Origin of the sequence: Burkholderia sp. WAC0059, from assembly GCF_002870125.1 — a bacterium.
GTDB lineage: Bacteria > Pseudomonadota > Gammaproteobacteria > Burkholderiales > Burkholderiaceae > Paraburkholderia.
In genome coordinates, this window is record NZ_PNEO01000001.1 from 273,257 (window position 1) to 299,049 (window position 25,793).

General features: G+C 68.1%; 20 protein-coding genes. 14 read left to right on the top strand and 6 right to left on the bottom strand.

Annotated features, from left to right (window positions below; all coding sequences use genetic code 11):
* Window positions 1–35 precede the first annotated feature (35 nt).
* Together ggt and CY652_RS01220 are read left to right on the top strand one after the other, a co-directional pair.
* On the top strand, window positions 36–1,754 hold the full coding sequence (gene ggt, locus CY652_RS01215; protein WP_374703620.1) for a gamma-glutamyltransferase: 1,719 nt from the start codon (window positions 36–38) through the stop codon (window positions 1,752–1,754).
* Between the two features lie 154 nt (window positions 1,755–1,908).
* On the top strand, window positions 1,909–2,916 hold the full coding sequence (locus tag CY652_RS01220; RefSeq protein ID WP_102128848.1) for a VTT domain-containing protein: 1,008 nt from the start codon (window positions 1,909–1,911) through the stop codon (window positions 2,914–2,916).
* Window positions 2,917–2,944: 28 nt separating this feature from the next.
* Here CY652_RS01220 and CY652_RS01225 read toward each other — a convergent pair whose 3' ends face one another.
* Together CY652_RS01225 and CY652_RS01230 are read right to left on the bottom strand one after the other, a co-directional pair.
* Window positions 2,945–4,210: an MFS transporter gene (locus CY652_RS01225; protein ID WP_102128849.1), complete on the bottom strand. Its 1,266-nt coding sequence runs from the start codon at window positions 4,208–4,210 to the stop codon at window positions 2,945–2,947.
* On the bottom strand, window positions 4,207–5,649 hold the full coding sequence (locus tag CY652_RS01230; RefSeq protein WP_102128850.1) for an MFS transporter: 1,443 nt from the start codon (window positions 5,647–5,649) through the stop codon (window positions 4,207–4,209). Before CY652_RS01230 ends, CY652_RS01225 begins: the two co-directional genes overlap by 4 nt.
* Window positions 5,650–6,103: 454 nt before the next feature.
* Here CY652_RS01230 and CY652_RS01235 point away from each other — a divergent pair, with 454 nt between their 5' ends.
* Together CY652_RS01235 and CY652_RS01240 are read left to right on the top strand one after the other, a co-directional pair.
* Entirely contained in the window at window positions 6,104–7,129 is a 1,026-nt protein-coding gene (locus CY652_RS01235; RefSeq protein WP_102128851.1) for an aldo/keto reductase, read from the top strand.
* Between the two features lie 248 nt (window positions 7,130–7,377).
* Window positions 7,378–8,397 (top strand): sulfonate ABC transporter substrate-binding protein, encoded by a 1,020-nt coding sequence (locus tag CY652_RS01240; RefSeq protein WP_258002137.1) that lies wholly within the window; start codon window positions 7,378–7,380, stop codon window positions 8,395–8,397.
* On the opposite strand, the gene CY652_RS01245 is transcribed toward CY652_RS01240, so the two are convergent.
* The 3 genes from CY652_RS01245 to CY652_RS01255 are packed head-to-tail and all read right to left on the bottom strand — an operon-like array spanning window position 8,372 to window position 11,042.
* Entirely contained in the window at window positions 8,372–9,160 is a 789-nt protein-coding gene (locus CY652_RS01245) for an ABC transporter ATP-binding protein (protein ID WP_102128852.1), read from the bottom strand. The genes CY652_RS01240 and CY652_RS01245 overlap by 26 nt on opposite strands.
* The gene (locus tag CY652_RS01250) at window positions 9,157–10,029 is read right to left on the bottom strand and encodes an ABC transporter permease (protein WP_102129015.1); all 873 of its coding nucleotides are present in this window, start codon (window positions 10,027–10,029) and stop codon (window positions 9,157–9,159) included. The genes CY652_RS01245 and CY652_RS01250 overlap by 4 nt, the downstream gene beginning before the upstream one ends.
* Before the next feature lie 8 nt (window positions 10,030–10,037).
* Window positions 10,038–11,042 (bottom strand): aliphatic sulfonate ABC transporter substrate-binding protein, encoded by a 1,005-nt coding sequence (locus CY652_RS01255; RefSeq protein WP_102128853.1) that lies wholly within the window; start codon window positions 11,040–11,042, stop codon window positions 10,038–10,040.
* Window positions 11,043–11,312: 270 nt separating this feature from the next.
* On the opposite strand from CY652_RS01255, the gene CY652_RS01260 reads away from it, so the two are divergent.
* Complete coding sequence (locus tag CY652_RS01260; RefSeq protein ID WP_102128854.1) at window positions 11,313–11,735, top strand: BON domain-containing protein; 423 nt, start codon at window positions 11,313–11,315, stop codon at window positions 11,733–11,735.
* A gap of 92 nt (window positions 11,736–11,827) precedes the next feature.
* On the opposite strand, the gene CY652_RS01265 is transcribed toward CY652_RS01260, so the two are convergent.
* A complete protein-coding gene (locus tag CY652_RS01265) occupies window positions 11,828–12,739 on the bottom strand; it encodes a LysR family transcriptional regulator (protein ID WP_102128855.1) in 912 nt (303 codons plus the stop codon).
* Between the two features lie 145 nt (window positions 12,740–12,884).
* Here CY652_RS01265 and CY652_RS01270 point away from each other — a divergent pair, with 145 nt between their 5' ends.
* The 9 genes from CY652_RS01270 to CY652_RS01310 all read left to right on the top strand — a co-directional run bounded on the left by CY652_RS01270 (window position 12,885) and on the right by CY652_RS01310 (window position 25,633).
* Window positions 12,885–14,306: a M20 family metallopeptidase gene (locus CY652_RS01270; RefSeq protein WP_102128856.1), complete on the top strand. Its 1,422-nt coding sequence runs from the start codon at window positions 12,885–12,887 to the stop codon at window positions 14,304–14,306.
* Window positions 14,307–14,413: 107 nt separating this feature from the next.
* A complete protein-coding gene (locus tag CY652_RS01275) occupies window positions 14,414–15,721 on the top strand; it encodes an MFS transporter (RefSeq protein WP_102128857.1) in 1,308 nt (435 codons plus the stop codon).
* A 50-nt stretch (window positions 15,722–15,771) separates the two neighbouring features.
* Window positions 15,772–16,824, top strand: a complete 1,053-nt coding sequence (locus CY652_RS01280; protein ID WP_102128858.1) for a serine hydrolase domain-containing protein — start codon at window positions 15,772–15,774, stop codon at window positions 16,822–16,824.
* A 214-nt stretch (window positions 16,825–17,038) separates the two neighbouring features.
* Complete coding sequence (locus CY652_RS01285) at window positions 17,039–18,526, top strand: MDR family MFS transporter (protein ID WP_102128859.1); 1,488 nt, start codon at window positions 17,039–17,041, stop codon at window positions 18,524–18,526.
* The gene (locus tag CY652_RS01290) at window positions 18,526–21,507 is read left to right on the top strand and encodes an FAD-binding and (Fe-S)-binding domain-containing protein (protein WP_102128860.1); all 2,982 of its coding nucleotides are present in this window, start codon (window positions 18,526–18,528) and stop codon (window positions 21,505–21,507) included. Before CY652_RS01285 ends, CY652_RS01290 begins: the two co-directional genes overlap by 1 nt.
* Window positions 21,508–21,783: 276 nt before the next feature.
* On the top strand, window positions 21,784–22,479 hold the full coding sequence (locus tag CY652_RS01295; RefSeq protein ID WP_258002138.1) for an OmpA family protein: 696 nt from the start codon (window positions 21,784–21,786) through the stop codon (window positions 22,477–22,479).
* Window positions 22,480–22,513: 34 nt separating this feature from the next.
* Complete coding sequence (locus CY652_RS01300; protein WP_102128861.1) at window positions 22,514–22,771, top strand: energy transducer TonB family protein; 258 nt, start codon at window positions 22,514–22,516, stop codon at window positions 22,769–22,771.
* 186 nt (window positions 22,772–22,957) lie between these two features.
* Window positions 22,958–24,034 carry a tetratricopeptide repeat protein gene (locus CY652_RS01305; protein WP_102128862.1) on the top strand — a complete coding sequence of 359 codons (1,077 nt, stop codon included), beginning with the start codon at window positions 22,958–22,960 and terminating at the stop codon, window positions 24,032–24,034.
* Window positions 24,035–24,109: 75 nt separating this feature from the next.
* Entirely contained in the window at window positions 24,110–25,633 is a 1,524-nt protein-coding gene (locus tag CY652_RS01310) for a tryptophan 7-halogenase (RefSeq protein ID WP_102128863.1), read from the top strand.
* The last annotated feature ends 160 nt before the right edge of the window (window positions 25,634–25,793 follow it).

Genomic DNA, 25,793 nt, shown 5'->3' on the forward strand with positions numbered 1-25,793 from the left:
CCGGATACCAGCAAGGAGGAGTCCCGATGAAATGGATGGACCGAACCCGCCAGTCCGCCGGCGCCCTCGCGCTCGCCACGCTGACGGCCGCGAGCGCCTGTTTCGTGCCGGCGTCGCCGGCTTTCGCGAAGGCCCCGGCGCAACCCGTCGTGCTCGACGCGGCGGCGGTGGCCGTCGCGGACCGGTACGCGGCCGACGTCGCGACGCAGATCCTCCACGAAGGCGGCAACGCGGTGGACGCGGCCGTCGCGATCGCCTTCACACTGGCAGTGACGTATCCGGAGGCAGGCAACATCGGCGGCGGCGGCTTCATGACGCTGTACGTGAACGGCAAGCCCTACTTCCTCGACTATCGCGAGCGCGCGCCGCTTGCGGCCACGCGCACGATGTACCTCGATGACAAGGGCAACGTGATTCCGGGCAAGAGCCTTTACGGCTACGACGCCGTAGGCGTGCCCGGCACCGTGGCCGGCATGTGGGCCGCGCAGCGCCGCTTCGGCCGGCTGCCGTGGAAGCAGGTGCTTGCGCCGGCGATCGGTTATGCGCGCAACGGCTTCGTGGTCGACGCGCTGCTGGCGAAGCGCCACGACGATTCGTCGAAGGACTTCGGCGGCAAGACGAATTTCGACCAGTATTTCGGCGGTCTGAAGGAAGGCGCCGTTTTCCGGCAGCCGGAGCTGGCCACCGTGCTGACGCGCATTGCCGACCAGGGCGAGCAGGACTTCTACGACGGCGAGACGGCCGATTTGATCGCGGCCGCGATGAAGGGGCACGGCCTCCTCACGAAGCAGGATCTCGAACAGTACCGGGCCGTCTGGCGCGCGCCCATCGTCGCCGACTGGAACGGCTACCGCGTGATCACGGCGCCCCCGCCGAGCTCGGGCGGCGTCGGGCTCGTGCAGATGCTGAAGATGCGCGCGGACCTACAGCCCGAATTCCAGGGCGTCGCGCTGAATTCGGCGCAGTACATCCATCTCGTCGCCGAAATCGAAAAGCGCGTGTTCGCGGACCGCGCCCAGTATCTCGGCGACCCCGACTTCTACAAGGTGCCGGTCGCGCAGCTCATCGACGACGCCTACCTCACGAAGCGCGCGGCCGAGGTGAACCCGAACGAGCCGTCGGACACGAAGAGCGTCGAGCCGGGCCTCGGCATGTCGATGCCGGAGAAGGCGGAGACCACGCACTTTTCCGTGGTCGACAAATGGGGCAACGCGGTCTCGAACACCTACACGATCAACGGCTATTTCGGCTCCGGCGTGGTCGTGCCCGGCACCGGCATCGTGCTCAACGACGAAATGGACGACTTCGCCGCGAAGCCGGGCGTGCCGAACATGTTCGGCGTGGTCGGCAGCGACGCGAACTCGATCGCGCCGGGCAAGCGGCCGCTCTCGTCGATGTCGCCGACCATCCTGACGAAGGACGGCAAGGTGGCGCTCGTCATCGGCACGCCGGGCGGCTCGCGCATCTTTACGACGATCTTCCAGGTCATCAGCAACGTCTACGACTTTCACATGTCGCTCAGGGACGCCGTGGCCGCGATGCGTTTCCACCACCAGTTGCTGCCGCCGAACACGATTTTCTGGGAGCCCTACGAGCCGATCGACGGCACGCTCGCGAAGCAGGTCGAGGCGAAAGGCTACGTGCTGAAGGGACAGAACTACAACGGCGACGTCCAGGCGATCGAGGTCGAGGGCAGGACGCCCGAGCCCGTCGCCGACCCGCGCGGACGCGGCGTGACGCGCGTGATTCCGTAGCGCGGGCGCGAGCCTTGCCGGGGGCGCGGCGGGCCCGGCAGGGCCGCCGCGTCACGGCGCGAGCAGACCGGCACCGATCCAGGTTACTCTTTCGCAGCAGGCGAAGGACGCGCGCGCCGCGCAATGCGCCTGCACTATCGCGGGGCATTGTGTCATGTGGCATCTTCCTGCCGCCATTCCGCCCGAATTCGACGCCGGGGTGGTTTTTCTCTGTGTGCTCATCACGCAACTGGGCGTGCCGGTGCCGGCCGCGCCGGTGCTCGTCATCGCGGGCACGATGGCGGCGCTCGGCGAGGCATCGTATCTGCATCTGCTCGCGGCGGCCGTGTCGGCGACGATGCTGGCCGATTCGCTCTGGTTCGCGGCCGGCCGCATGCGCGGGCGCCGTCTGCTCAACGCCCTCGTGCGCTATTCGCTCTCGCTCGACACGACGCTGCGCGTCGCGCGCAACGTGTTCGAGCGCCACGGCGCGCCGATCCTCTCGGTCTCGAAGTTCGTGCCCGGTCTCGGGCTCATCTGCGCACCGCTGCTCGGCACGACCTCGGTCGAGGTGCGGGTCTTCCTGCTTTGGGACGCCGTGGGCGCGACGCTCTGGGCGGGCCTGTGGCTGCTCGGCGGCGCGGCGCTGAACGCGCAGATCGTGCGTTTCGTGCTGTTCGTGCGCGCCAACGGGGGCACGATCTTCGACGTGCTCGTCGTCGCGGCGCTCCTGTTCCTCGCTTATCGCTGGGCCCGCCGCCTGCAATTCCGGCACTGGCTCAGGCACCACCGCATCGGCCCCGACGAGCTCGACGCCATGCTGCGCTCGGAGCGGCCGCCCATCGTGCTCGACGCGCGGCCGCAGAGCGTGCGGGAAAAGGAGTCGTACCGGATTCCGGGCGCGCGCCCGCTCAATCTCGATTCGGACGAGCCGCTCGAACCCGAGCTGATCGCGCGGCCCATCGTCGTCTACTGCGTGTGCCCGAACGAGGCCACGGCCAAGCGCATCGTGCACCAGTTGCGCAGCAAGCACATCTACCACGCGCACGCGCTCAAGGGCGGGCTCGACGCCTGGGAGCGGCGGGGCTACCCGGTCGAGCCGCTTTCCTCGGACTTCTATCCGGCCTACGCGATCGAGACGCCCGACGACGAATTCACGGTGCGCGCGAGCCTGTCCGAATGACGGCACGGGCACGCGCCTGCGCGCCGATTCACGCAGCGGCCGTGTTGCGCGCCGGCCTCGCGGGCCAGTCGCGCTTGACGAACTGCAGCACGACGAAGCACAGCGCCCCGACGGCGAGCGCGCCGGTCATGAACAGGAATCCGCCCGTGAACGACGAGGTCGCGGCCACGAAGTAGCCGACGACGATCGGCGCGAAGAAGCCGCCGATCTGCCCGGCGCAGTTGACGAGCCCCGAGAACGCGCCGCGCAGGCTCTCGGGCGTCAGGTCGAGCACGACCGACCAGACCGGTCCGAACCCGCCGTAGAGGAAGAAGCCGGCCGCCGAGAGGCCGATCACGCTTTGCACGGGGCCGGCGGCGCGGCAGGTCAGGTAGAGGCACAGCGCCGAGGCCGCGTAGGTCGCCGCGACGAGCAGGCAGCGTTGCCGGTAGAGCACGTGGCTGCCCAGCCAGCCGAACGCGAGCAGGCCGGCGGCGCCCGCGAGGTAGGGCGCCGCGGCGGCGAAGCCGAGCGCCTTCAGTTCGATGTGCCGCGCCATCGCGAGATAGCTCGGCATCCAGCCGATGTACCCCCAGAACGCGACGTTGAACGCCAGGTAGGCGACGAGCATGAACCACGCCGCCGGCTGCCGCGCGATGGCCGCGAAGCGGCCGCCCGAAGGCGCGGATGCGGCGGCGGCCGGCGTGGCCGGTGTCGTCGTTTCCGGCGGCGGCGCGGCGGGGCGCTTCGGTGCGCGCGGCATCACGATCGCGATCAGCACCGCCATGACGATGCCGGGCAGCGCGAGCCAGCGGAACATGCCCTGCCAGCCCGTGTCGACCAGGAGCCAGACGGCGACGGGCGCGACGAACGCGGGGCCGAGCGCGAGCGACGACAGATAGACGCCGTTGGCCGTCGAGCGCTCGTGCGGCGGGAAATAATCGCCGATCGACTTGAAGCCCGGCGCGATCGAGAGCCCTTCGGCCGTGCCGAACAGCACGCGCGCGACGATCAGCAGCGCGAACGTCGAGACGAAGCCCGTCATGCCGGTGAAGACGCTCCAGAGAATCGGGCTCACGACGAGCAGGCGTTTCGCGCCGAAGCGATCGGCGAGGTGGCCGCCCGGAATCTGCGCGAGCGCGTAGCCGGCCGTGAACGCCGCGAGCACGAAGCCGAAGCGGTCGGGTCGGATCGACAGCGCCTTCATCATGGTCGGCGCGGCCAGCGAGAGGTTGATGCGGTCCAGATAGTTGACGAACTGGAGCAGCCAGATCATCAACAGCACCTTGTATTTGTCGGCGAGGCGCGGCGTCATCGGGAGCCAGCCCCCTGGCGGCGCGAGCCGCCGCCGACGTTCTGGCCCGCGTCGGACGCCATCCGCAGGTAGCCCCAGACCGAGAGCAGCGTGAGCACGCCGGCCAGCAGGAACGCGAGGCGGAAGTCGTCGAGCGTGAACGCGTGCGCGCCGCCCGCCTCGCCGTTCACGCGCGTCGCCACGCGCAGCGCGACCGCGCCGAACGCGATGCCGAGGCCGTTGGTCATCTGCATGGCCGCGCTCCAGAGCGTGCTCGCGGCGCTCATCTGCGGCTGGGCGACGTCGGCGTAGGCCAGCGTGGCGAGCGTCGAGAACTGCATCGAGCGCGTCACGCCGTAGACGAACACGATCGCGAGCACCACGGCGAGCGGCACCTGCGGCGTGAGCAGGCCGCAGGCGATCGTGAAGAGGCCCGCGAGCGCGACGTCGACGATCGAGACGAGCTTGAAGCCGTAGCGCTGCAGGATGCGCGTCGTGAGCGCCTTCATGCCGAGGTTGCCGAGCGCGCTCGCGAGCAGCAGCAGGCCGGACTTGAACGCCGAGAGGCCGAAGCCGATCTGGAACAGGAGCGGCATCAGATAGGGCACCGCGCCGATGCCGATGCGCGTGACCGAGCCCGTGACGACCGTGACCGAGAAGGTCGGAATCTTGAGCGTGGAGACGTCGACGAGCGGATGCGCGTGGCGCTTCGCGTGCCGGAACGCGAGGTAGCCCACCGCGATGCCGGCGGCCACGATGGCGGTCGCGGCCCACGGGTTCGAACCGGGCTGGCTCGCGAGCTCGGCGCCGTACAGGATCGCCGTCAGCGTCGCGCCGCTCAGCGCGAGGCCGGCGAGGTCGAGCGGCCGGCGCGCCTCGCCGCGCAGGTTCGGCACGAGCGCCATGGTCGCGATCAGCGCCGCGATGCCGAACGGCACGTTGAGCAGGAAGATCCAGCGCCACGACGTGTAGGTCGTGATGAAGCCGCCCACGGGCGGGCCGACCACGGGCGCGGCGATGGCGGGCCAGGTGATGGTCGAGATGGCCTGCATCAGGCGGCTTTTCTCGGTGCTGCGCACGACGACGAGGCGCCCGACGGGCACCATCATCGCGCCGCCGATGCCCTGCAACAGTCGCGCGGCCGTGAACTCCGCCACGTTCTGCGAGAGCCCGCAGAGCACCGACGCAACGGTGAACGTGACGATGGCGCTGAAGAACACGGTGCGCGAGCCGTAGCGGTCCGCCACCCAGCCGCTCACGGGAATGAAGATGGCGAGCGAGAGCATGTAGGCCGTCATGCCGATGCTCAGGCTGTTCGGCCCGACGCCGAACGAGCGGGCCATTTGCGGCAGCGCCGTGGCGAGAACCGTCGTGTCGAGGTACTCCATGAAGAACGTCGCCGCGACGACGTAGGGCAGCCAGGCGGTCAGTGCTGCGCGCGGCGCGGGGGCCGTCGTCATCGCGCCTCCTTGCCGCGCGCGCGGAGCGGGTTCTGCTTGCGATCGGTCATCGGGAATCCGGGTCGGTCTTGTCGGTGCGGCGCGCTTGCGGATGCGATCGACGTTTCGTCGACATTTCGTCGACGTCGTGCCGGCCGTCGCGGCCAGGGTGCGTATCCGGCGCAAGCCGCACGCGCATCGAATGTCGTTCGGGCGTAAGCCGCGGTGCGGCGCACGGTTTTTTCGGGCGCGCCGGCCGCTTCGCGATGCGGGCCTGGCGGTGCGAAGGCGACAGTTTCCACTACGCGGGCGCGTCTGTACAGCGCCGCGCGCGCGATGCGGTATGCGGGATGCGCGCGAGGTACGCGGCGCTCGCGCCGTGCGGCGCGACGCCTGCGCGGGCGGCGGCAGAGTCGCGCGTACGCGCGTACACTGACTGCCCTTTCGTCAACGACACTCCGATGGAGGTTTCACGATGGAACATCGATTTCTGGGCAAATCAGGCTTCAAGGTGCCGGTGCTGAGCTTCGGTACCGGCACGTTCGGAGGCAAGGGCGAATTCTTTCAGGCGTGGGGTTCGACCGATGTCGCCGAGGCGCGGCGCCTCGTCGACATCTGCCTCGAAGCGGGCGTGACGATGTTCGACAGCGCCGACATCTATTCGGGCGGCGCGTCGGAATCGGTGCTCGGCGAGGCGCTCAAGGGACGGCGCGACAAGGTCATCGTCTCGACGAAGGCGACCTTCCGCTTCGACGACGGTCCCAACAGCGTGGGCTCGTCGCGCTTTCACCTGCGGCAGGCGGTCGACGCGGCGCTCAAGCGCCTGCAGACCGACTACATCGACCTGTTCCAGCTACACGGCTTCGACGCGAAGACGCCGGTGGAGGAAGTGCTCTCGACGCTCGACGACCTCGTGCGCGCGGGCAAGATTCTCTACACGGGCGTGTCGAACTTCTCGGGCTGGCACCTGATGAAGTCGCTGGACGTAGCCGACCGCTACGGCTATCCGCGCTACGTCGCCAACCAGACCTACTATTCGCTGATCGGCCGCGACTACGAATGGGAGCTGATGCAGCTCGGCCAGGACCAGGGCGTGGGCGCCGTGGTGTGGAGCCCGCTCGGCTGGGGCCGGCTGACGGGCAAGATCCGGCGCGGCCAGCCGCTGCCGGAAAAGAGCCGTCTGCACAAGACGGCGGAACAGGGGCCGCCGGTGCCGGACGAGTACCTGTTCCGCGTCGTCGACGCGCTCGACGAGATCGCGAAGGAAACCGGCAAGACCATTCCGCAGATCGCGTTGAACTGGCTGCTGCAGCGGCCGACCGTCGCCACGGTGCTGATCGGCGCGCGCGACGAGGCGCAACTGCGCCAGAACCTCGGCGCGGTGGGCTGGAACCTCACGCCCGAGCAGGTCGCGAAGCTCGACGCCGCGAGCGCGGTCCGGCCGGCCTACCCGTACTGGCATCAGGAAGGCTTCGCCGAGCGCAATCCGTTCCCGGTGTGACGGCACAACAAGGCCCGCGCGACGCGGGCTGCGCGACGGCCGCTCCGACTGCAACGTCGGGCGGCCGTTTTTTTGCCTCGCTGCATCGAGCGGTCGACACGTCAAATTCGGCAGCGCGAAATTCATAGCAGAAAAAACTCGAAGCCGCGCATTGACCCGTGCGGGTCTCGCCACGCATGATGCCTACCCGGCGAGCGCATTGCGCGCGCTCTTTTTCGGGGTATTTCGGGGTTTCGGAGGGCGAGGAATTGAAACATAAACAAGACGACGATCGCATCGAAAGCGGCCCGCGCCGCAACCTGCTCAAGGCCGCGACGGGGGCGGTCGCATTCGGCGCGCTGAGAGGCGCGGGCGGCCTCGGCGCGCTGTCGGCGCTCGCGGTTAGCGTGCCGGCCCGCGCGCAAGGCGGCAAGACGCTGCGCATCGGCTTCCAGAAGTACGGAAACTTCGTGGTTCTGAAGGCGCGCGGAACGCTCGAGAAGCGTCTCGCCGCGCAGGGCTGGAGCGTGCAGTGGTTCGAATTTCCGGGCGGCCCGCAACTGCTCGAAGGCCTGAATGCCGGCGCCGTCGACGTCGGCACGGTCGGCGAAACGCCGCCGATCTTCGCCCAGGCCGGCGGCGTCGATTTCGTCTACGCGGGCCGCGAGCCGCCCGCGCCGAAGGCCGAGGCCATCGTCGTGCCGCACGGTTCGTCGATCCGCACGCCGGCCGATCTGCGCGGCAAGCGCGTCGCGCTGAACCAGGGGTCGAACGTCCACTATCTGCTCGTCGAGGCGTTGCGGCACGCGAACGTCGGCTACAACGAGATCGAGCCCGTCTATCTCGCGCCAGCCGACGCGCGTGCCGCGTTCGCGAACGGCAGCGTCGACGCGTGGGCGATCTGGGATCCGTACTTCGCCGCCGCCGAGCGCCAGCTCAATGCGCGTTCGATCGCCGACGGCACGGGGCTCGTGCGCAACACGCAGTATTACCTGTCGAGCCGCAAGTTCGCCGTGGCGCAGCCGCAGATCGTTCACGCGCTGCTCGACGAGGTGGCCCAGGTCGACGCCTGGGCGCGCGGCAACATTCCGGCCGTGGCGGCCCAGCTTTCGCCGCTCGTCGATCTCGATCCCGCGACGCTCGAACTTGCGCTCGGACGCACGTCCTACGGCGTGTTTCCGGTGGACAGCGCGACGCTGGCCTACCAGCAGCAGATCGCCGACACGTTCACCGCGCTGAAGCTGATTCCGAAGAAGATCGTCGTCACCGAGACGCGCTGGCAGACGTAAGCGCGTCGAGCCGTTCCAGCAGGTCGGCGCGCAATGTCGCGAGCAGCGGATCGCGCCGGTCTCGCGGCCGGGGGCGATCCACGCGGATCGCGTGCTCGATGCGCCCCGGCGCCGCGCCCATGAGCAGCACGCGGTCGCTCAGGTAGAGGGCCTCGTCGAGGTCGTGCGTGACGACGAGCGCGCTCGTGCGGTGCGCCTGCACGAGGGCGAGCAGCAGGGCCTGGAGCCGCATGCGCGTCATCGCGTCGACGGCGCTGAACGGCTCGTCGAGCAGCAGCAGGTCCGGTTGCGAGAACAGTCCGCGCGCGATGGCGACGCGTTGCGCCATGCCGCCCGAGAGCGCCGCCGGCAGGGTCCGTTCGTGGCCGGCGAGGCCCACTTCGGCAAGCAGCGGCGCGACGCGCGGATCGCGTCCGCCGTGCCGGCCCGCGGCGAAGCCGACGTTGTCGGCCACGCTGAGCCACGGCAGCAGGCGCGGCTCCTGGAAGATGACGCCGATCCGCTCCGACGGTCCGCGCTGCACGGCGCCGTCGAGACGGACCTCGCCGCGATACTGCGCGTCGAGTCCCGCGATGATCCGCAGCAATGTGCTCTTGCCGCAGCCGCTCGGGCCGACGAGGCTGACGATCTCGCCGCGCGCGAGATCGAACGCGATGCGCGAAAGCACCGTGCGCTGCGCGTACTGCTTCGCGCCGACCCGGATCTGGAGTAGTTCGTCCGGATGGTCGGTGACCGCGCGATGTGCGGGGGCGTTGCCCGTCATGTCCGGTCTCCCGGCGTTTTGTCGAACGCGTCGCGCCAGCCGAGCAGCCGGTGTTCGAGCCAGCGCATCGCGCCGTCGGTCAGCTTGCCGAGCAATGCGAGCAGCAGGATCGCGCCGAACACGATATCGGGCCGCCCGGTTTCGCGGCCGTCACTGAGCAGATAGCCGAGTCCGCGCGTTGCGGCGATCAGTTCGGCCGCGACCATGAACATCCACGCGAGGCTCAGGCCCGTGCGCAATCCCGTGAAGATTTGCGGCAGCGCGGCCGGCAGCAGGATGCGCCGGAATAGCGCTACCGGGCCGAGGCGGTACACCCCGCCGAGCTCGACGAGCTTGCGGTCGACGCCGCGAATGCCGGCCACGACCGCGAGATGAATCGGAAAGAACGCGCCGATGGCGATGAGCGTGATCTTCGGCGCTTCGTCGATGCCCATCCAGAGCAGCAGCACCGGCACCCAGGCCAGCGACGGGATGGCGCGCAGCGCCTGGAACGACGGTTCGAAGAGCGCTTCGATGCGCCGGCTCAGGCCCATCGCGGCGCCGATCGCGAACGCGAGCGCGGCGCCGATGACGAAGCCCGAAAACACGCGCAGTGTGCTCGCCCCGACGTGACGCGCGAGCCGCGCAAGGCCCATTTGCGCGAGGGTTTCGAAGATCGTCGTCGGCGCGGGCAGCAGATGGTCCGGGATGACCTGCGCGCGCACGAGCCCTTCGATCAGCGCCAGCAGCGCGACGGGCAGGAGCCAGCCCGCCACGCGCCAGCGCCGCAGGCGCGCCGGCGGCGGGGCCGGCGCGGTCTGCGGCGACGCATCGGGCGTGTCGTCGGCAGGCGTCTTTCCGTCGATCGCCAGGGCGTCGTCGGAGGGCATGGCCGTGCTCACTGTCCGCGCGAGGCGGTCACGACAGGCTGGGCGAACTGCGGATCGATCAGCGTGTCGATCACCTTCGGCAGATCGGTGCCCGGCTTCACGAGTTGCTCGGCGCTCAGGATCGGCGCGGCGGCCTTGAGCGCGGCGATCTGCTGCGCGCCCGGCACCGGCTGGCTGAAGTCGGTGCGTTGCAGTTGCAGCTTCGCGACGGGCAGCGACACCTTCGATTCTTCGGCGACGATCTGCGCGGCTTCGTCCGGATGCGCGAGGATCCAGATGCGCGCCCGTTCGTAGACCTTCAGCACGCGCTCGAGCGCCTGCGGATACTGGTTGATGAACGCCTCGCGCGCGTCGAGGAAGCCGTAGGTGTTGAAGTTGACGTTGCGGTACAGCAGGCGCGCGCCGTCGTCGATCTGCGCGGCGGCCATGAGCGGATCGAGGCCGGCCCAGGCGTCCACCTGGCCGTTGAGCAGCGCGGTGCGGCCGTCCGGGTGCTGGAGGTTGACGATCTCCACGTCGTCCTGGGTCAGGCCGATCGTCTGCAGCGCGCGCAGCGTGAACAGATACGGGTCGGTGCCGCTCGTGGCGGCGATCTTCTTGCCCTTGAGGTCGGCCAGCGTCTTGAGCGGCGAGTCCTTGCGCACGACGAGCGCGGTCCACTCGGGACGCGAGAATACGTAGACGGCGCGGATCGGGTTGCCGTTGGCGCGGCCGAGCACGGCGGCGAGGCCGGCCGTGGAGCCGATGTCGATGGCGTCGCTGTTCAGGTATTCGAGCGCGCGATTGCTGCCGAGGCTCAGCACCCACTGGATCTGCGTGTGATCGGGCCGGAACTCGTCCTCGAGCCAGCCGTAGCGCTTGATGACGAGGCTTTCGGGCGAATAGTAGGCGTAGTCGAGCCGGATTTCGGCGGGCACGGCGCCCGCGGGCGCGGCATGCGCGCCGGCCGTGGCCGCGAGGGCGAGGCAGAGCAGCGCGACGCGGCGCAGCGCGCGATTCCAGAACCGCTTCATGGACAGGTCTCCCGTTGGTGGTCGTCAACTGTGTAATGGGCAGGCGACGTACTGTAGAGAAAGACGCCGTACCGACGAACCAACGAAAGATCACATGCAAATCTGATGCGGCTATATCGGAGCCGGGCTCGCGTTCCGTACATCCAGATTACGGATCGGCCCGAAAAGCGATATTGTCGCCCTATTTGCGGCGCGGATCGGGCCGGCCGCATCGATCGCCGGACAGGGGTTCGAGGCGGACGTACAGACGATGAAAAAGGGAGAAACAGGATGAAATCAATCCGGACATTGAGACAGATCGGCGGCGTGCTGCTCGTGGCGGCCTCGCTGCATGCGCAGGCCCAGGCTTCCGCGCCGGCGGCGGCCCCGGGTTCCGCGCAAGCTGCGCCTGGCGCGCCGGCCGCGTCGGGCGTGCCCGGCAATGCTCCAACGAAAGCGAAGGCGAGGGTTCACCGCCGGCGGACCGCGCGGGACGCCAACCGGGCGTTGGCGCGCCGCGTGCGCTGGGCGCTCGCGAGAGTGAACAGCCTCGACGTGTCCCGCATCGTCGTCCGGGCGCATAGCGGCGTCGTGACGCTCGAGGGCACCGTGCCCGAGCAATCGCAGGTCGAGCGTGCCGCCCGGGCGGCCCAGAACGTCTCGGGCGTGAGGCAGGTGAAGAACCTGCTCACACTGCGTTCTCCGGGCGCCTGAAGAGGGCATCCCCGCGAGCAACGGTTCGCTTTCCTCAGGGTTGCCCGCTCAGGGTTCGATAGCGATGGCGGCAGGCCGCCGTCGCGACGCGCTTACGCTTCGTCGAGCGCGGACGGCTCGCGTATCGCCTCGATGAGCGCGTCGAGAAACTTCGCGACTGGGGCCGGCAGCGTGCGGCCGGCCATCGTCTGCACCTGCAGCGTGCGCTGATGCAGCTCCGGGTGATCGATCGGCACGGCGGCGAGCTGGTCGCGCTGCAGGCGGCTGCGCACGGTCAGGAACCCCGCGATCGTGACGCCGTCGCTCTGCTGGACGAAGTTGCAGAGCGCCGGGTGATAGTTGCTGAGAAACACGGGTTCGAGCAGGAGCCCGTGCAGGCTGCTGCACAGGTCGAACAACTGGCGCAGCGTCACGCCCGGCGTCGGCAGCGCGAGCGGGTAGGGCGCGAGGTCGGTCAGCATCACCGACTCGCGCCGCGCGAGCGGATGGCCCGTGCGCACGAGCGCGAAGATCGGCGCGCGCTGCGCGTGATGAACGGAAACGTCGCGCTCGGGCGAAATGCTGAAGCACACGGCGATGTCGGCGCTGCCCTCGCGCACGCGCGCCGTCGCCACTGTCGGCGAAGCCACTTCCAGATGCAGGTGCGTAAGCGGATAACGCTTGTGAAAGCGCGCGAAGACGCGCGGCACGAGGTCGTGCGCGACGCCCTCCGAACTCGCGACGCGAATGGTCGCGCGGCCGGCCGCCGTGAGGCCGCGAATTTCCCCGGACACGCGCTCCGATTCGAGCGCCGCGCGTTGCGCGTGGGCCGCGAGCAGGCGGCCGGCTTCGCTCAACACCATGCCGCGCGGACGCCTTTCGAAGAGCGGCGTGCCGAACTCGCTTTCGAGCTTGGCGATCTGCCGGCTCAGCGCGGAGACGGCAATGTGCAGCCGCTCCGAGGCCTTGCTGAGCGAGCCGGTGCGAGCGACTTCCAGAAAGTAGGTGAGCGCGACGTTGTGCATGGCAGGCCATTCTACGCTTTGCCGTTTTGCGAAGCATTCTTTGAAAATATTGTGATTGTCAGCAAATTTGGCCTGTATACCATCGGTGCATACAACATCTGTTCGCGCCTCGGCGCCCAGACCCAGCTTGACGCCGGAGTGATACGTGAGTCGCGAATCCGCCATTCGACATGCCGCCGCCCGCCATGATTCGGGCACCTTCCTCGCCGAGCTCGCCCGCCGCGTCGCCATGCGCACGGAGAGCCAGGAGAGCGGCCGCGCCGGCGTGCTGCGCGCCTATCTGACCGACGAGATGGCGCCGTCGCTCGCGCGCCTGCGCTTCGTCTCGCGCATCTACGACAACCCCGTGGAAGGCGCGGGGCCGTTGCTGATCGCGCACCGGCACGAGAGCGACGCGCTGCCCACCGTACTCATCTACGGCCACGGCGACGTGGTGCGCGGCTACGACGATCAATGGCGCACGGGGCTTTCGCCGTGGCGCGTCACCGTGGACGGCGAGCGCTGGTACGGGCGCGGCACGGCCGACAACAAGGGGCAGCACAGCATCAACTTCGCGGCGCTGGCCTCGGTGCTCGAAACGCGCGGTTCGCTCGGCTTCAATGCGAAGGTGCTCGTCGAGACCGGCGAGGAAACCGGTTCGCCGGGGCTGCACGCCTTCTGCGAGGCCCATCGCGACGAGTTGCGCGCGGATTTGCTGGTCGCCTCGGACGGCCCGCGCATCGCGGCCGAGAGCCCGACCGTCTTCCTCGGCTCGCGCGGCCTCGTGAATTTCCGCCTGACGCTCGATTTGCGCGAAGGCGGCCAGCACTCGGGCAACTGGGGCGGCCTGCTCGCCAATCCCGGCGTCGTGCTGGCCAACGCGATCGCCTCGATGGTCGACGCGCGCGGACGCGTTCTCGTCGACGCGCTGCGGCCGCCGGCGCTGTCCGATTCGGTGCGGCGCGCGCTCGCGGACATTCGCGTCGGCGGCAATCCGGGCGAGCCGGCCGTCGACGCCGATTACGGCGAACCCGGCCTCACGCCGACCGAGCGCGTGTTCGGCTGGAACAACCTGGAAGTGCTGGCGTTCAAGACCGGCAACCCCGAGAAGCCCGTCAACGCGATTCCGCCCAGTGCGTTCGCCTGCATGCAACTGCGCTTCGTGGTCGGCACCGACTGGGAGAACCTCGAGCACGCCGTGCGCGCGCATCTCGACGCTCACGGCTTCGAGCGCGTCGGCATCGAGGTGGAGCGCGGCATGCCGGCCACGCGGCTGGACCCGGACGACCTGTGGGTGCGCTGGGCGCTCGCTTCGCTGCTGAAGACCACGGGCAAGCCGCCGGTGCTGTTGCCAAACCTGGGCGGCACGCTGCCCAACGACGCGTTCGCGCAGGTGCTCGGCCTGCCCACGCTGTGGGTGCCGCACTCGTATCCCGGCTGTTCGCAGCACGCGCCGAACGAGCATCTGCTCGCGCCCGTCGTGCGCGAGGGACTGCGCATCATGGCCGGACTCTTCTGGGATCTGGGTGAGGACGGCCCCGATCTGCTCGCGCGGCGCAAAGGCGCGCAGCAGCCGGCCATGGCCTGACCGTTTTTCCCGTGCCCGGCGGCGTCTCCGCATCCGCCGCCGGGCGACGCCGCAGACCGTTGCGACGCCACCGCCCCGCAATACTTGACGAAAAGTGAGGATGCCTTATGAGCGCCAACCCGGCCGCCGATGCCGGCTTATCCGTTGAGCCCAGGCAGCGCGCGAAGCTACGCCGCCTGATCGTCGCCACGTCGGTCGGCAACGCCCTCGAATGGTACGACCTGCTCGTGTATGGTTATTTCGCCGCGCCGATCTCGCGCCAGTTTTTTCCGACGCACGACCGCACCATCTCGCTGCTGCTCGCGCTCGGCACCTTCGCGCTCTCGTACCTGGTCCGGCCGCTCGGCGCGCTCGTGCTCGGCTCCTACGGCGACCGCAAGGGCCGCAAGGCCTCGCTGATGCTCTCGGTCGCGATGATGACGATCGGCACCGGCCTCGTCGCGCTGATGCCGAATTACGCCTCGATCGGCCTCTTCGCGCCGCTCGGTATTTTCCTCTCGCGTCTCCTGCAGGGCTTCTCGGCCGGCGGCGAATTCGGTAGCTCCACCGCGTTCCTGACCGAGCACGCGCCCGAGCGCAGCGGCTTCATGTCGAGCTGGCAGTTCTCGAGCCAGGGCGCGAGCGTGCTGATCGCCTCGGCGGTCGGCACCGTCCTGACTTCCACGCTGACGGGCGCGCAGATCGACAACTGGGGCTGGCGCGTACCGTTCCTGCTCGGGCTGCTGGTCGGTCCCATCGGGCTCTACATCCGCAGCACCACCGACGAGACGCCGGAATTCGAGCGCACGCGCAACGAAACCGTGCGCGAAGACGTTTCGCCCGTGCGCGAGGTGCTCGCCACGCAGAAGTCGCGCGTGCTCGTCTCGGTCGGCTCGATCGCGCTGACTACGAGCGCGAACTACATGATTCTCTACATGCCGACCTACGCGGTGCGCCAGCTCCATCTCGCGCCGTCCTACGGCTTCATCGGCACGCTCGTGACGGGCTTCGTCATCATGACGCTCACGCCGTTCGTGGGCCACTGGTCCGACAAGGTGGGACGCCTGAGCATCATGCTCAGGACCGGGCTGCTGTTCTTCGTGACGATCTATCCCGCGTTCCTCGTCATGAATGCGCACCCGTCGCTCGCGACGCTGCTCGCGCCGATGGTCTGGATCGGCCTGCTCAAGGCCACCTATTTCGCGCCGATTCCGGGGCTCATGTCCGACATCTTTCCGCTTCGCACGCGTGCAACCGGCATGGCGCTCGGTTATAACCTCGGTACGACGATTTTCGGCGGCTTCACGCCCTTTGCCGTCACCGCGCTGATTGCGGCGACCGGCAACCGCCTCGCGCCGGGTTTCTATCTGATGATGACCGCGGCGCTGAGCGTGTGTACCCTGCTGTGGGCGCGCCGCCGGCTCGGCGTGCGCTAGGCTGGAAAAGACGAGATGACACCCGCAGGATGTAAAACAGGAAGCAGAGGATGAACGAAAAGAAACTGGAAGAAGCGGTGCGGTTCGCCGTCGAGCACGAATCCACGTGGGATCGCAGCGTGAACGGCGTATGGGGCGTCCATCAGAAAGACCCCGCCCCGTGGAACAGGCTGCTCGGCCCCGTGCACGACCGCGGCCCGGCGAGCGGCGTGATCGAGCTCGACGGCAAGCGCATCAAGTCGTGGGGCGAGCCGTGCCGCCCCGACCTGACCTTCAGCATCGCCAAGACCTATCTCGCGCTGCTCGCCGGCGTCGCGCACGACGAGGGCCGTCTGCCCGACGTCGACGAGCCCGTGCACAGGCGCGTGCCCGGCATCGGCTTCGACGATGAGCACAACGCGCAGGTGACGTGGGCGCATCTGCTCCAGCAGACGAGCGAGTGGCACGGCGAATACTTCGGCTTGCCCGACCGGGCCGACCATTACCGCGCCGTCACGTTCGGCAAGGCGCCGGACGGCAAGAAGGGCGACCTGCGGCCGCTGCAGACGCCGGGCACGTACTGGGAATACAACGACGTGCGCATCAACCAGTTTTCGCTCGCGCTGCTGCACCTGTTCGGCCGGCCGCTGCCGGAGGTGTTCCGCGAGAAGATCGCGCGGCCCGCGGGCGCGAGCGACGACTGGCAGTGGGTCGGCTACGACAACGCCTGGGTCGAGATCGGCGGGCGGCGCGTGCAGTCGGTGCCGGGCGGCACGCACTGGGGCGGCGGCCTGTCGATCAGCGCGGAAGACCAGAGCCGGATCGCGCGTCTCTTTCTCGACGACGGGATCGTCGACGGCAGGCAGGTCATCTCGCGCGAATGGATCCGGCGCATGCGCGTGCCCTGCGCGCTCGCGCCGTACTACGGCTATCTCGTCTGGCTCAACCACGAGCGCAAGGTTTTCCCGTCGTTGCCGGCTTCGAGCTACTTCGCCGTCGGCGCGGGCAGCTCGCTGATGTGGATCGAGCCCGAGCGCCGTCTGAGCACCGTGGTGCGCTGGATCAACTCCGATCACGCCGACCGTTTCTTCGGGCTCGTGCTCGAGGCCGTCGACGCGTCGTGAGCGGGGCGCGCCTCGCGCGTGCCTGCAAACCGGGCCGGAACCGGTCATAATCGCCGCTTCGGCCGTGCGGCGACGAACGGGCACGCCGCCGCCGGTGCGGGACACCGGCGGCGGCCGACGGATCCGTGCCGCCGCCGGCCGGCGGACCGCGTGAAGCAGCGTGCGGACCGCCCGTGCAGGCCCGGTCATCATCACGCGCGCAACGCGCCCACCCATGTCACAACCACATCCGAAAACCTCGCGGCCGCTTGTCGTGGCCGCGGTCATGGCGGCCATGTCGATGGTCGCGATCGAGGCGACCATCGTCTCGACCGTGATGCCGCAGATCGTCACCCAGCTCGGCGGCCTGCGGTTCTATAGCTGGGTCTTCTCCTCGTTCCTGCTCGCGCAGACCGCCATGACGGTGGTGTTCGGCAAGCTCGCCGACCTGTACGGGCGCAAGCCCGTCATGCTGGCCGGGATCGCGATTTTCCTCGTCGGCTCGGTGCTGGCCGGCTTCGCGTGGTCGATGCCCGCGATGATCGCGTTTCGCCTGATCCAGGGCATCGGCGCGGGCTCCATCCAGCCCGTCTCGATGACCATCGTCGGCGATCTTTATCCGCTGCACGAGCGCGGCAGGGTGCAGGGCTGGCTCGCGAGCGTCTGGGCCATTTCGGCCGTGCTCGGGCCGATGGCGGGCGGCCTCATCATCCGCGACCTGTCGTGGGCGTGGATCTTCTGGATCAACGTGCCCATCGGCATCGCGGCGGCGGCCGGCTTCGTTTTGTACCTGCACGAGCATGAGCGGCACGAGCGCGTGTCGATCGACCTCGCCGGCGCCGCACTCTTCACCGTCGCGATCGGCGCGTTCATGATGGCGCTGACCGACGCCGACGGCGCGAACCGTTCGCGCGCGCTTTTCGAATGCGCGCTCTTCGTCGTCTGCGGCACGCTGTTCGTCTGGCAGGAGCGGCGCGCGGCCAACCCGATGATCTCGTTTTCGCTGTGGTCGCACCGGCCGGTCGCGGCCGCGAACGCGGCGACTGTGTTCTGCGGGATGGCCCTCATGGGCATCACGACGTTTCTGCCGATGTACGTGCAGGGCGTGCTGCACCGCTCGCCTGTCGTGGCGGGCCTCGCGCTCACGATGGTGATGCTGGGCTGGCCGGCCGGCGCGACGATGGCGGCGCGCTCGTTTCACCGGCTTGGGCTGCGCCGCATCCTGATCGGCGGCAGCTTCTTCCTGCCGCTCGGCGCGTTGCCGTTCGTCCAGCTCGGGCCGACGAGCTCGCCGGTTCTCGCCGCCGTCGGCTCGCTCGTGATGGGCCTCGGCATGGGCACGTCGAGCATCTGCTGCATCATGCTGGTCCAGGAAATCGTCGCGTTGTCCGAGCGCGGCAGCGCGACCGCGTCGAACCTCTTCTCGCGCAATCTCGGCAGCACGCTCGGCGCGACCGTGTTCGGCGCCGTGCTCAACTACGGGCTCGCCCACGCGCAGGGCCTGCCGGCCGTGAGCGCCGCGCAGTTGCGCCGGCTGCTCGACGCGCCGGGCGGTCCGGGGGCAGGCGCGAGCGCGCCGATTGCCGAGGCGCTGCAGCAGTCGCTGCACGTCACGTTCGTCGCGCTTCTCGTCGTCGCCGCCGCCGTGGTCGTGTCGATGCTGTTCGTGCCGCCCGTGCGGATCGGGCGCGTGAGCGAAATTTCCGCCGGAGAGGCAATCTGATGGCCACGACCGAATCTTCCACCCCTCTCGCCGGAACGAAGCCCGGCCTGCCTGATCCGTCGCCGGCGGTGCCGTTCCGCGCGAGCGACGCTCTGTTGCGCGCCGTCGAGACGGCGCTGCGCGCGACGCTGCGCGGCGAAGTGCGTTTCGATGCCGGATCGAAGGCGCTTTACACGTCCGACGCCTCCAACTACCGCCAGGTGCCGCTCGGCGCGGTGGTGCCCGCCGACGTCGACGACCTCGTGGCGGCGCTCGACGTGTGCCGTCGCCACGACGTGCCGTTTCTCACGCGCGGCGGCGGCACCTCGCAGAACGGCCAGTGCGTGAACGTGGCCGTCGTGGCCGACACGAGCAAGTACGTCAATCGCGTCGTTTCGATCGACGCCGCGCGGCAGGTCGCGCTCGTCGAGCCCGGCGTCATCTGCGATACGCTGCGCGACGCGGCCGAGCGGCACGGCCTGACCTTCGCGCCGGACCCGGCCACGCACAGCCGTTGCACGCTCGGCGGCATGATCGGGAATAACTCGTGCGGCGCGCACTCGGTGATGGCCGGCAAGACGGTCGAGAACGTCGAGGCGCTCGAGGTCGCCACCTACGACGGCGCGCGCTTCTGGGTCGGGCCGACGACCGAGGACGAGCTCGGGCAGATCATCGCACGGGGCGGCCGGCAGGGCGAGATCTACGCGCAACTGCGCGCGCTGCGCGACCGCTACGCCGAGCGTATCCGCGCCGAGTTTCCGCAGATCCGACGCCGCGTCTCCGGCTTCAATCTCGACCAGCTCCTGCCGGAAAACGGCTTCAACGTGGCGCGCGCGCTCGTCGGCACGGAAGGCACCTGCGCCGTCACGCTGCGGGCCCGCGTGCGGCTCGTGCACAGCCCCGCCTGCCGCGTGCTGCTGGTGCTCGGCTTCACCGACATCTACACGGCGGCCGATGCCGTGCCGCACTTCAACCGCTTCGGTCCGATCGCGATCGAGGGGCTCGACCGCGCCATCATTCGCGGCCTGCAGGCGCGCGGCCTGAAGCGCGACGAGATCGCGCTGCTGCCGGCCGGCGACGCCTGGGTCGTGCTCGAATTCGGCGCCGATACGGTCGCCGACGCGCGCCGCCAGGCCGAGGCCGCGGCGGCGTACTTCGAGAGCGGCGCGGGCGGCCCGGACGTGACCGGCATGGTGGTCGAGGACAAGGGCCGGCAGCAGAGCGTCTGGTCGATCCGCGAGACGGGCGCTTCCGCCGTCGCGCTCTCGATCGACGCGTCGCGGCCCGACCCGATGGTCGGCTGGGAAGATGCCGCCGTCGATCCGCTGCGGCTCGGCGATTATCTGCGGCATTTCCAGGCGCTCGTGGACCGCTACGGCTACGAGACCAGCCTGTACGGCCATTTCGGCGACGGGTGCGTGCACGCGCGCATCACGTTCGATTTGCGCACGGCAGAAGGCGTGCTGAAGTGGCGCGGCTTCCTGCGCGAGGCCGCGCAACTCGTCGTCGACTTCGGCGGTTCGCTTTCGGGCGAGCACGGCGACGGCCAGGCCAAGGCCGAATTCCTGCCCATCATGTACAGCGCCGAGCTGATGCGCGCGATGGAGGAGTTCAAGGCGATCTGGGATCCGGCGAACCGGCTCAATCCGGGCAAGGTGGTCCACGCCTACCGCGCGGACGAGAACCTGCGCATGGGGCCCGGCTACCGGCCCGTCACGCTGGCGACGAAGCTGACCTTCGCGAGTCCCGAGGGCGACGGCTTGCAGCGCGCCGTCGAGCGTTGCATCGGCATGGGCAAGTGCCGCTCGCTCGACGGCGGCACGATGTGTCCGAGTTTCCGCGCGACGCGGGAGGAAAAATTCTCGACGCGCGGCCGTGCCCACCTGTTCTGGGAGATGCTCCAGGGCGAGGTGATCGCCGACGGCTGGAACAGTACCGAGGTGAAGGAGGCGCTCGACACCTGCCTCGCCTGCAAGGGCTGCCGCACGGACTGCCCCACCCACACGGACATGGCCTCGTACAAGGCGGAATTTCTTTCGCATTACTACGAGAAGCATCGCCGGCCGCGGCAGGCGTGGTTCATGGGGCGCATCGGCCAATGGGCGCCTGTGGCGGCGCGCTGGCCCCGTCTGGCGAATTTCGCCATGTCGGCGCGACCGTTGGCGGGCATCGGCAAGTGGATCGCGGGCATTGCCCCGCAACGACGCCTGCCCGCTTTCGCGCCGAAGACGTTCCGGGCGGAGGCGAAATCGCGCGGGCCGGCCCCGCGCTCGGGCGCACGGCAGGGCGCGGCAGGCCGCGTCGTCCTCTGGGTCGATACGTTCAACGACCATTTCTCGCCCGAGATCGCGGGGGCGGCCTTCGACGTGCTGACCCGGCTCGGCTACGACGTTGTCGTGCCGGCCGCGCGGCTCTGCTGCGGCCGGCCGCTCTACGACTACGGTTTGCTCGACGAGGCCCGCGCGCTGCTGCGCGACGCCGTCGATGCGCTCGCGCCCGAGATCGAGGCGGGCGTGCCGCTCGTGGGGCTGGAGCCGGGCTGCCTCTCGGTCTTCCGCGACGAACTGCTCAGGCAGTTGCCCGGCGACGCGACCGCCCGGCGGCTTTCCGCGCAGACGTTCCTGTTCGCCGATTTCGTGTCGCGCGCCGAGTTTCCGTGGCCGACGCTCGACGCGGACGTGCTCGTGCACGGCCACTGTCACCAGAAGTCGCTCTTCGGCATGAAGGGCGAGACGGCGCTGCTCGACCGGCTGGGCGTGCGCTGGTCGCTGCTCGACACCGGATGCTGCGGCATGGCCGGCTCGTTCGGCTTCAACGCCGGGCACTACGACCTGTCGATGAAGATCGCCGAGAGCCAGTTGCTGCCGCTCGTGCGCAATGCGCCCGCCGACACGATTGTTGTCACGAACGGGTTCAGTTGCCGGGAGCAGATCGAACAGGGCGCGGGCCGCCCGACGCTGCACATCGCGCAGCTTGCGCTCAAGGCGCTGACGCAATCGTAGGTCGCGACGCGCCCGACGGGCGCGTCGCGTTTCTCACCGGCGGGCGCGAATCGGCCCCGGACGCGCGGAAGGCCGGCGTGCGGCGCTCGGCCGGCACGGCATCTACAAAAATAGAATCCGTTCTATTCAACGAAATCCATTCGATTGCAATAATTTCGCGGATATCAGGTTCTCGGTAATTTTTCGAGTTCGCCACCTGAAACGAATTGCAGGCCGTACCCGGTGGCGTAGCGAATCTGGCCCATTACATCCGGTGTCTATCCGGTATCCCGAATCATGAAAACAGGCTTGTTGCCCGCAATCGTCGCCGTTTTGTCGATGTCTTTTCTGGCTGGATGCTCGTCCTGGTCCGGTCCGCTGCAGAACAGCGCGTCCGTGACGCTGAGCGGCAACGTCAAGGCCTGGCGCGTGCAGTGCGCCGGGCTGTTCGAATCGTCCGAAACCTGCATGACCCGGGCGCGCGAGATTTGCGGCAAGCAGCCGGTTCAGGTCGTCTCGTCCGCTCAGCCCAGCGTTGTCGGTGGGTTACGCGAATATACCTTCCAGTGCGGCGTGCCGGCGCAACCTCAACCGCAACCTCCGCAGGCCCAACCTCAGCCTCAGCCGCCGCGAGCCGAGGTGCCGCGTCAGCTCGCGCTGAGCGGCAATGCCCATTTCGCGACCGGTAAGGCCGATTTGACGTCTGACGCAACGGCTGTGCTGGATCGGCTTGTCGTCGCCAGCGTCGGCGCCGTGCCGGTCGTGGTCAAGATCGACGGCTACACGGACTCGACCGGGCCGGCCGAATTGAACAGGCGACTCTCGCTCGCGCGTGCCCGGTCCGTGCAGTCCTGGTTCGTTGCCCACGGGTTGTCGGCACAGCAGTACGAGATCAAGGGTTTCGGCAGTGCGAACCCGGTGGCCTCCAATGCGACACCGGCGGGCCGTGCGGAGAACCGGCGCGTCGAGGTTTCGATTAATGGCCGGAACTGAATTCCAGGTGTTGGCCGGGCAGGGAAGTTGACGGATGGCATTGCTGGACAGTCTCCTTGCCCGGGTGGCGGTCAAGTCGTCGGGGTCCGGCGGCCGGCGTGTGCTGGTACGCATACTGCTCGATGATGCAGGGCGGGTGCAGGGCGTGCAACTCAAGCGTAGTTGCGGCGATCCCTCTCTTGACGCGTTAGCCCTGGCCGAATTGCAAAACGGCCGTTATCCGGTTAATCACTTGGGCTCTAAAACGTCGCGGCGCTGGCACGACGTGGCTTATACCGTCGACAAGCCGTGAGCGCCTCTGGCGGGGCTTGGCAAGGAAGCCGGGCGCGCCGTCTTTTCTATTTCCATTCGAAGCCGATTTTCGGTGCGCGAATGACGCGGCGACGCGTCGATGCCGTATCGCGACGCGATTCGAAATTATCGAGTCCGCCGAATTCCGCAGCATACGGCTCGCGAAGCATACGTTTGACCGATCATCATGAAGAACGCAGAAAAGAAGCCTTCGGCATCTGGCGGCAGCGGAAAGTCATCCGCTGCCGCGACGAATGCCGAAGTCGACGCGCTCAACCGGCGGGCATTGCAGCACATGCAGGCTGGAAGGCTGGCCGATGCGCGACAGTTACTGACCGACGCACTCGGCATGCAACCCGAAAAGGCGGAGACGCTGAGCAATCTCGGATTGCTGCAGGCGATCGAGGGGCATGTCGATCCGGCTATCGATTTTTATCGCCGCGCGATTGCGGCCAAGCCCGATCTGGTCGAGGCGCATTTCAATCTGGCCACGGCTCTGTACGGGCAGGCGCAGCATGCGGCGGCGGAGGCGTCCTGGCTGAAGGCGAAGGCGCTTCGTCCCGACAACGCCGAAATTCATTTCAGCCTTGCCACTCTGTACCGGGAGACGGGTCGCGAGAGCGAGGCGCGCCAGTCGTATCGCCAGGCGATCGACCTGAAGCCCGGGTACGCGCAGGCACATCACGACCTCGGCGTGGTTCTGCTGTCCGGGGGCAGTCTGGAGGAGGCCGGGCAGGCATTCGAGAAGGCGATTGCCTGTCAGCCTTCCTATGCTAGTGCTTTCTACAACTTGTCGATCGTACTCAAACGCGATGGACGCCAGGCCGAAGCGGAGACGGCCCAGCGCAAAGCCATTGCGTTGCGTCCGGCGCCCCAGGTCGAGGACTACAACAATCTCGGCATTCTGCTGACCGAGTCGAAGAAAACGAAAGAAGCCGAGGCTGCCTTTCGACAAGCCATTGCGCTAGACGCCGAGCGGGGCGAACCGCACGGCAACCTGGGCAATCTGCTTCGCGATGCCGGCCGCTATTCCGAGTCGGAGGTGGCGTTGCGCGCAGCCGTGCGCCTCATGCCCGAATCCGCGGAGCTGCATGACGGACTGGGCCTGTTGCTATACCAGACCGGTCGGTTCGAGGCGGCCGAGCTGGCCTTCCGGACAGCCATCACGCTGCGCCCGGATTTCGAGGGCGCGCAAAGCCACTTGCGCGCGCTTCAACACGACCTGAATTCCGGCGCCGACGAGCAGGTGCCGGACGGCGCGTAATCGGCATGAAGTCGGGGCGATAACGCCTGCTGCGGCCCCGAGATGGTGGCCGCATTTATCGAATAGGGATACGAGATGCTGAATTTCCGGGCAATGCGCGACTTTGTCGTCCTGGGGGGCGGAACCGCTGGATGGTTTGCCGCGCTCGAGTTGCATCGTCTCTTTGGCGAGCGGGCTTCGATTACGGTGGTCGAGTCGCCGCGAGTCAGCGTGATCGGCGTCGGCGAGGGCGGTATTCTGAACTTGCCGGCGGCGCTGCAGCGTTACGGAATCGACGAAGACGAGTTCGCCAGCAAGACGGGCGCCGTCATCAAGTTGGGTTTCGAGTATGCGGGATGGAACACCGGGCGCGACGACGAGACTTTCTATCACCTGTTTCATCACGTGCCGCAACGAGTCGACAGGCAATCGGTCGATAGTATCGTGCCCTGGTGGGCCATGCTTGTCGCCCATGGGATCGGCGTCCAGTATGCGGTCGATTCGCTCCCGCTCATTCTCGACAACGCGTCGCAGGACGAGGTGCGGGCGGCGCGGGCGTCGGCCGGCGAGAGAATGCCCGCGTCCATGCACTTCGATGCACATCGGGTAGCGGCCTGGCTCAAGCAGGTGGCGACAAGTCGCGGCATTGCGCTGCGCACGGCGAACGTGCTTGGCCTCGACGTTGCATCGGAGAGCGGATGGGTGCGTGGCCTCCGGCTCGAAGGCGAGGAGGCGCTGTTGCCGGTCGACTTCATGGTCGATGCCTCCGGCTTCGCACGCATGGCGCTTCAGCGAACCTACGGGATGCCGATGCGCTCGTTCGGCGAACATCTGATTCTCGACCGTGCGATTCCGTTCTATATCGCGCACCCGCGCAAGAATCCGCGTCTCGTGACACGCTCGCTGGCGATGAACGCCGGCTGGATGTGGCAGATCCCGGAACACGAGCGAGTGGGGTGCGGCTACGTTTTTTCGAGTGCGCATATCGGAGAAGACGAAGCGCTGGCGGAAATCGAGGCTCGGCTCGGCCAGAAGGTCGAGCCGGAGCGCACGATCAGTTTCAGCGCTGGGCACTTCGAAGACGTCTGGGTCGGTAACGTCATGGCCGTGGGCCTGGCGTCGGGCTTCATCGAGCCGCTCGAGGCAACGTCGATCGGGCAAATGCTCGGACAGGTTTGTGCATTCGGCGATACGGTCGCGGCCAGCGGTTACGTCGTGCCGAGAACGACGATCCGCACGTTCAACCACCGCAACAGGCTCGACTGGGAAGGCATTCGCGATTTTCTGCGCCTGCACTACGACGTTCGGCGGCGCGATACGGCTTTCTGGCGCGACGTCACGTCTCAGGCATTGCCGGAGAGCTATGCGGCGCTGAAGGAGGCGTGGCAGCACCGGTTGCCGAGAACCGTGGATCTGAATGCCTACCGAGCCGGCCACGTCATGCACTTCGATTTCACGAGCTGGATGGCCGTTGGTCAGGGCGTGGGCGTGATACCGGAGCAGGCGGCCGCGGCCGATCTCGCGGGGTTGCCTCGCGGAGTGGTGCTGGAGGCGCACGAATTCATGAAAGGTGTCACACGCCGGTTTCCCCAGGCAGTGGGTGGACATGCGCCGCATTAAGTGCTGCGGGAATTTCTGCATTCATCGGGGATTTATTCTTTATTGCATTGGCTGAATACGCCTGACGGACGATCCGTTTTGGCGTGTCATTCATATTGAGTCGACGGATAAATAGTCGCCCATGCTTGTCATTGGGAAGGGGGTTATTTTGCCCTTTGAA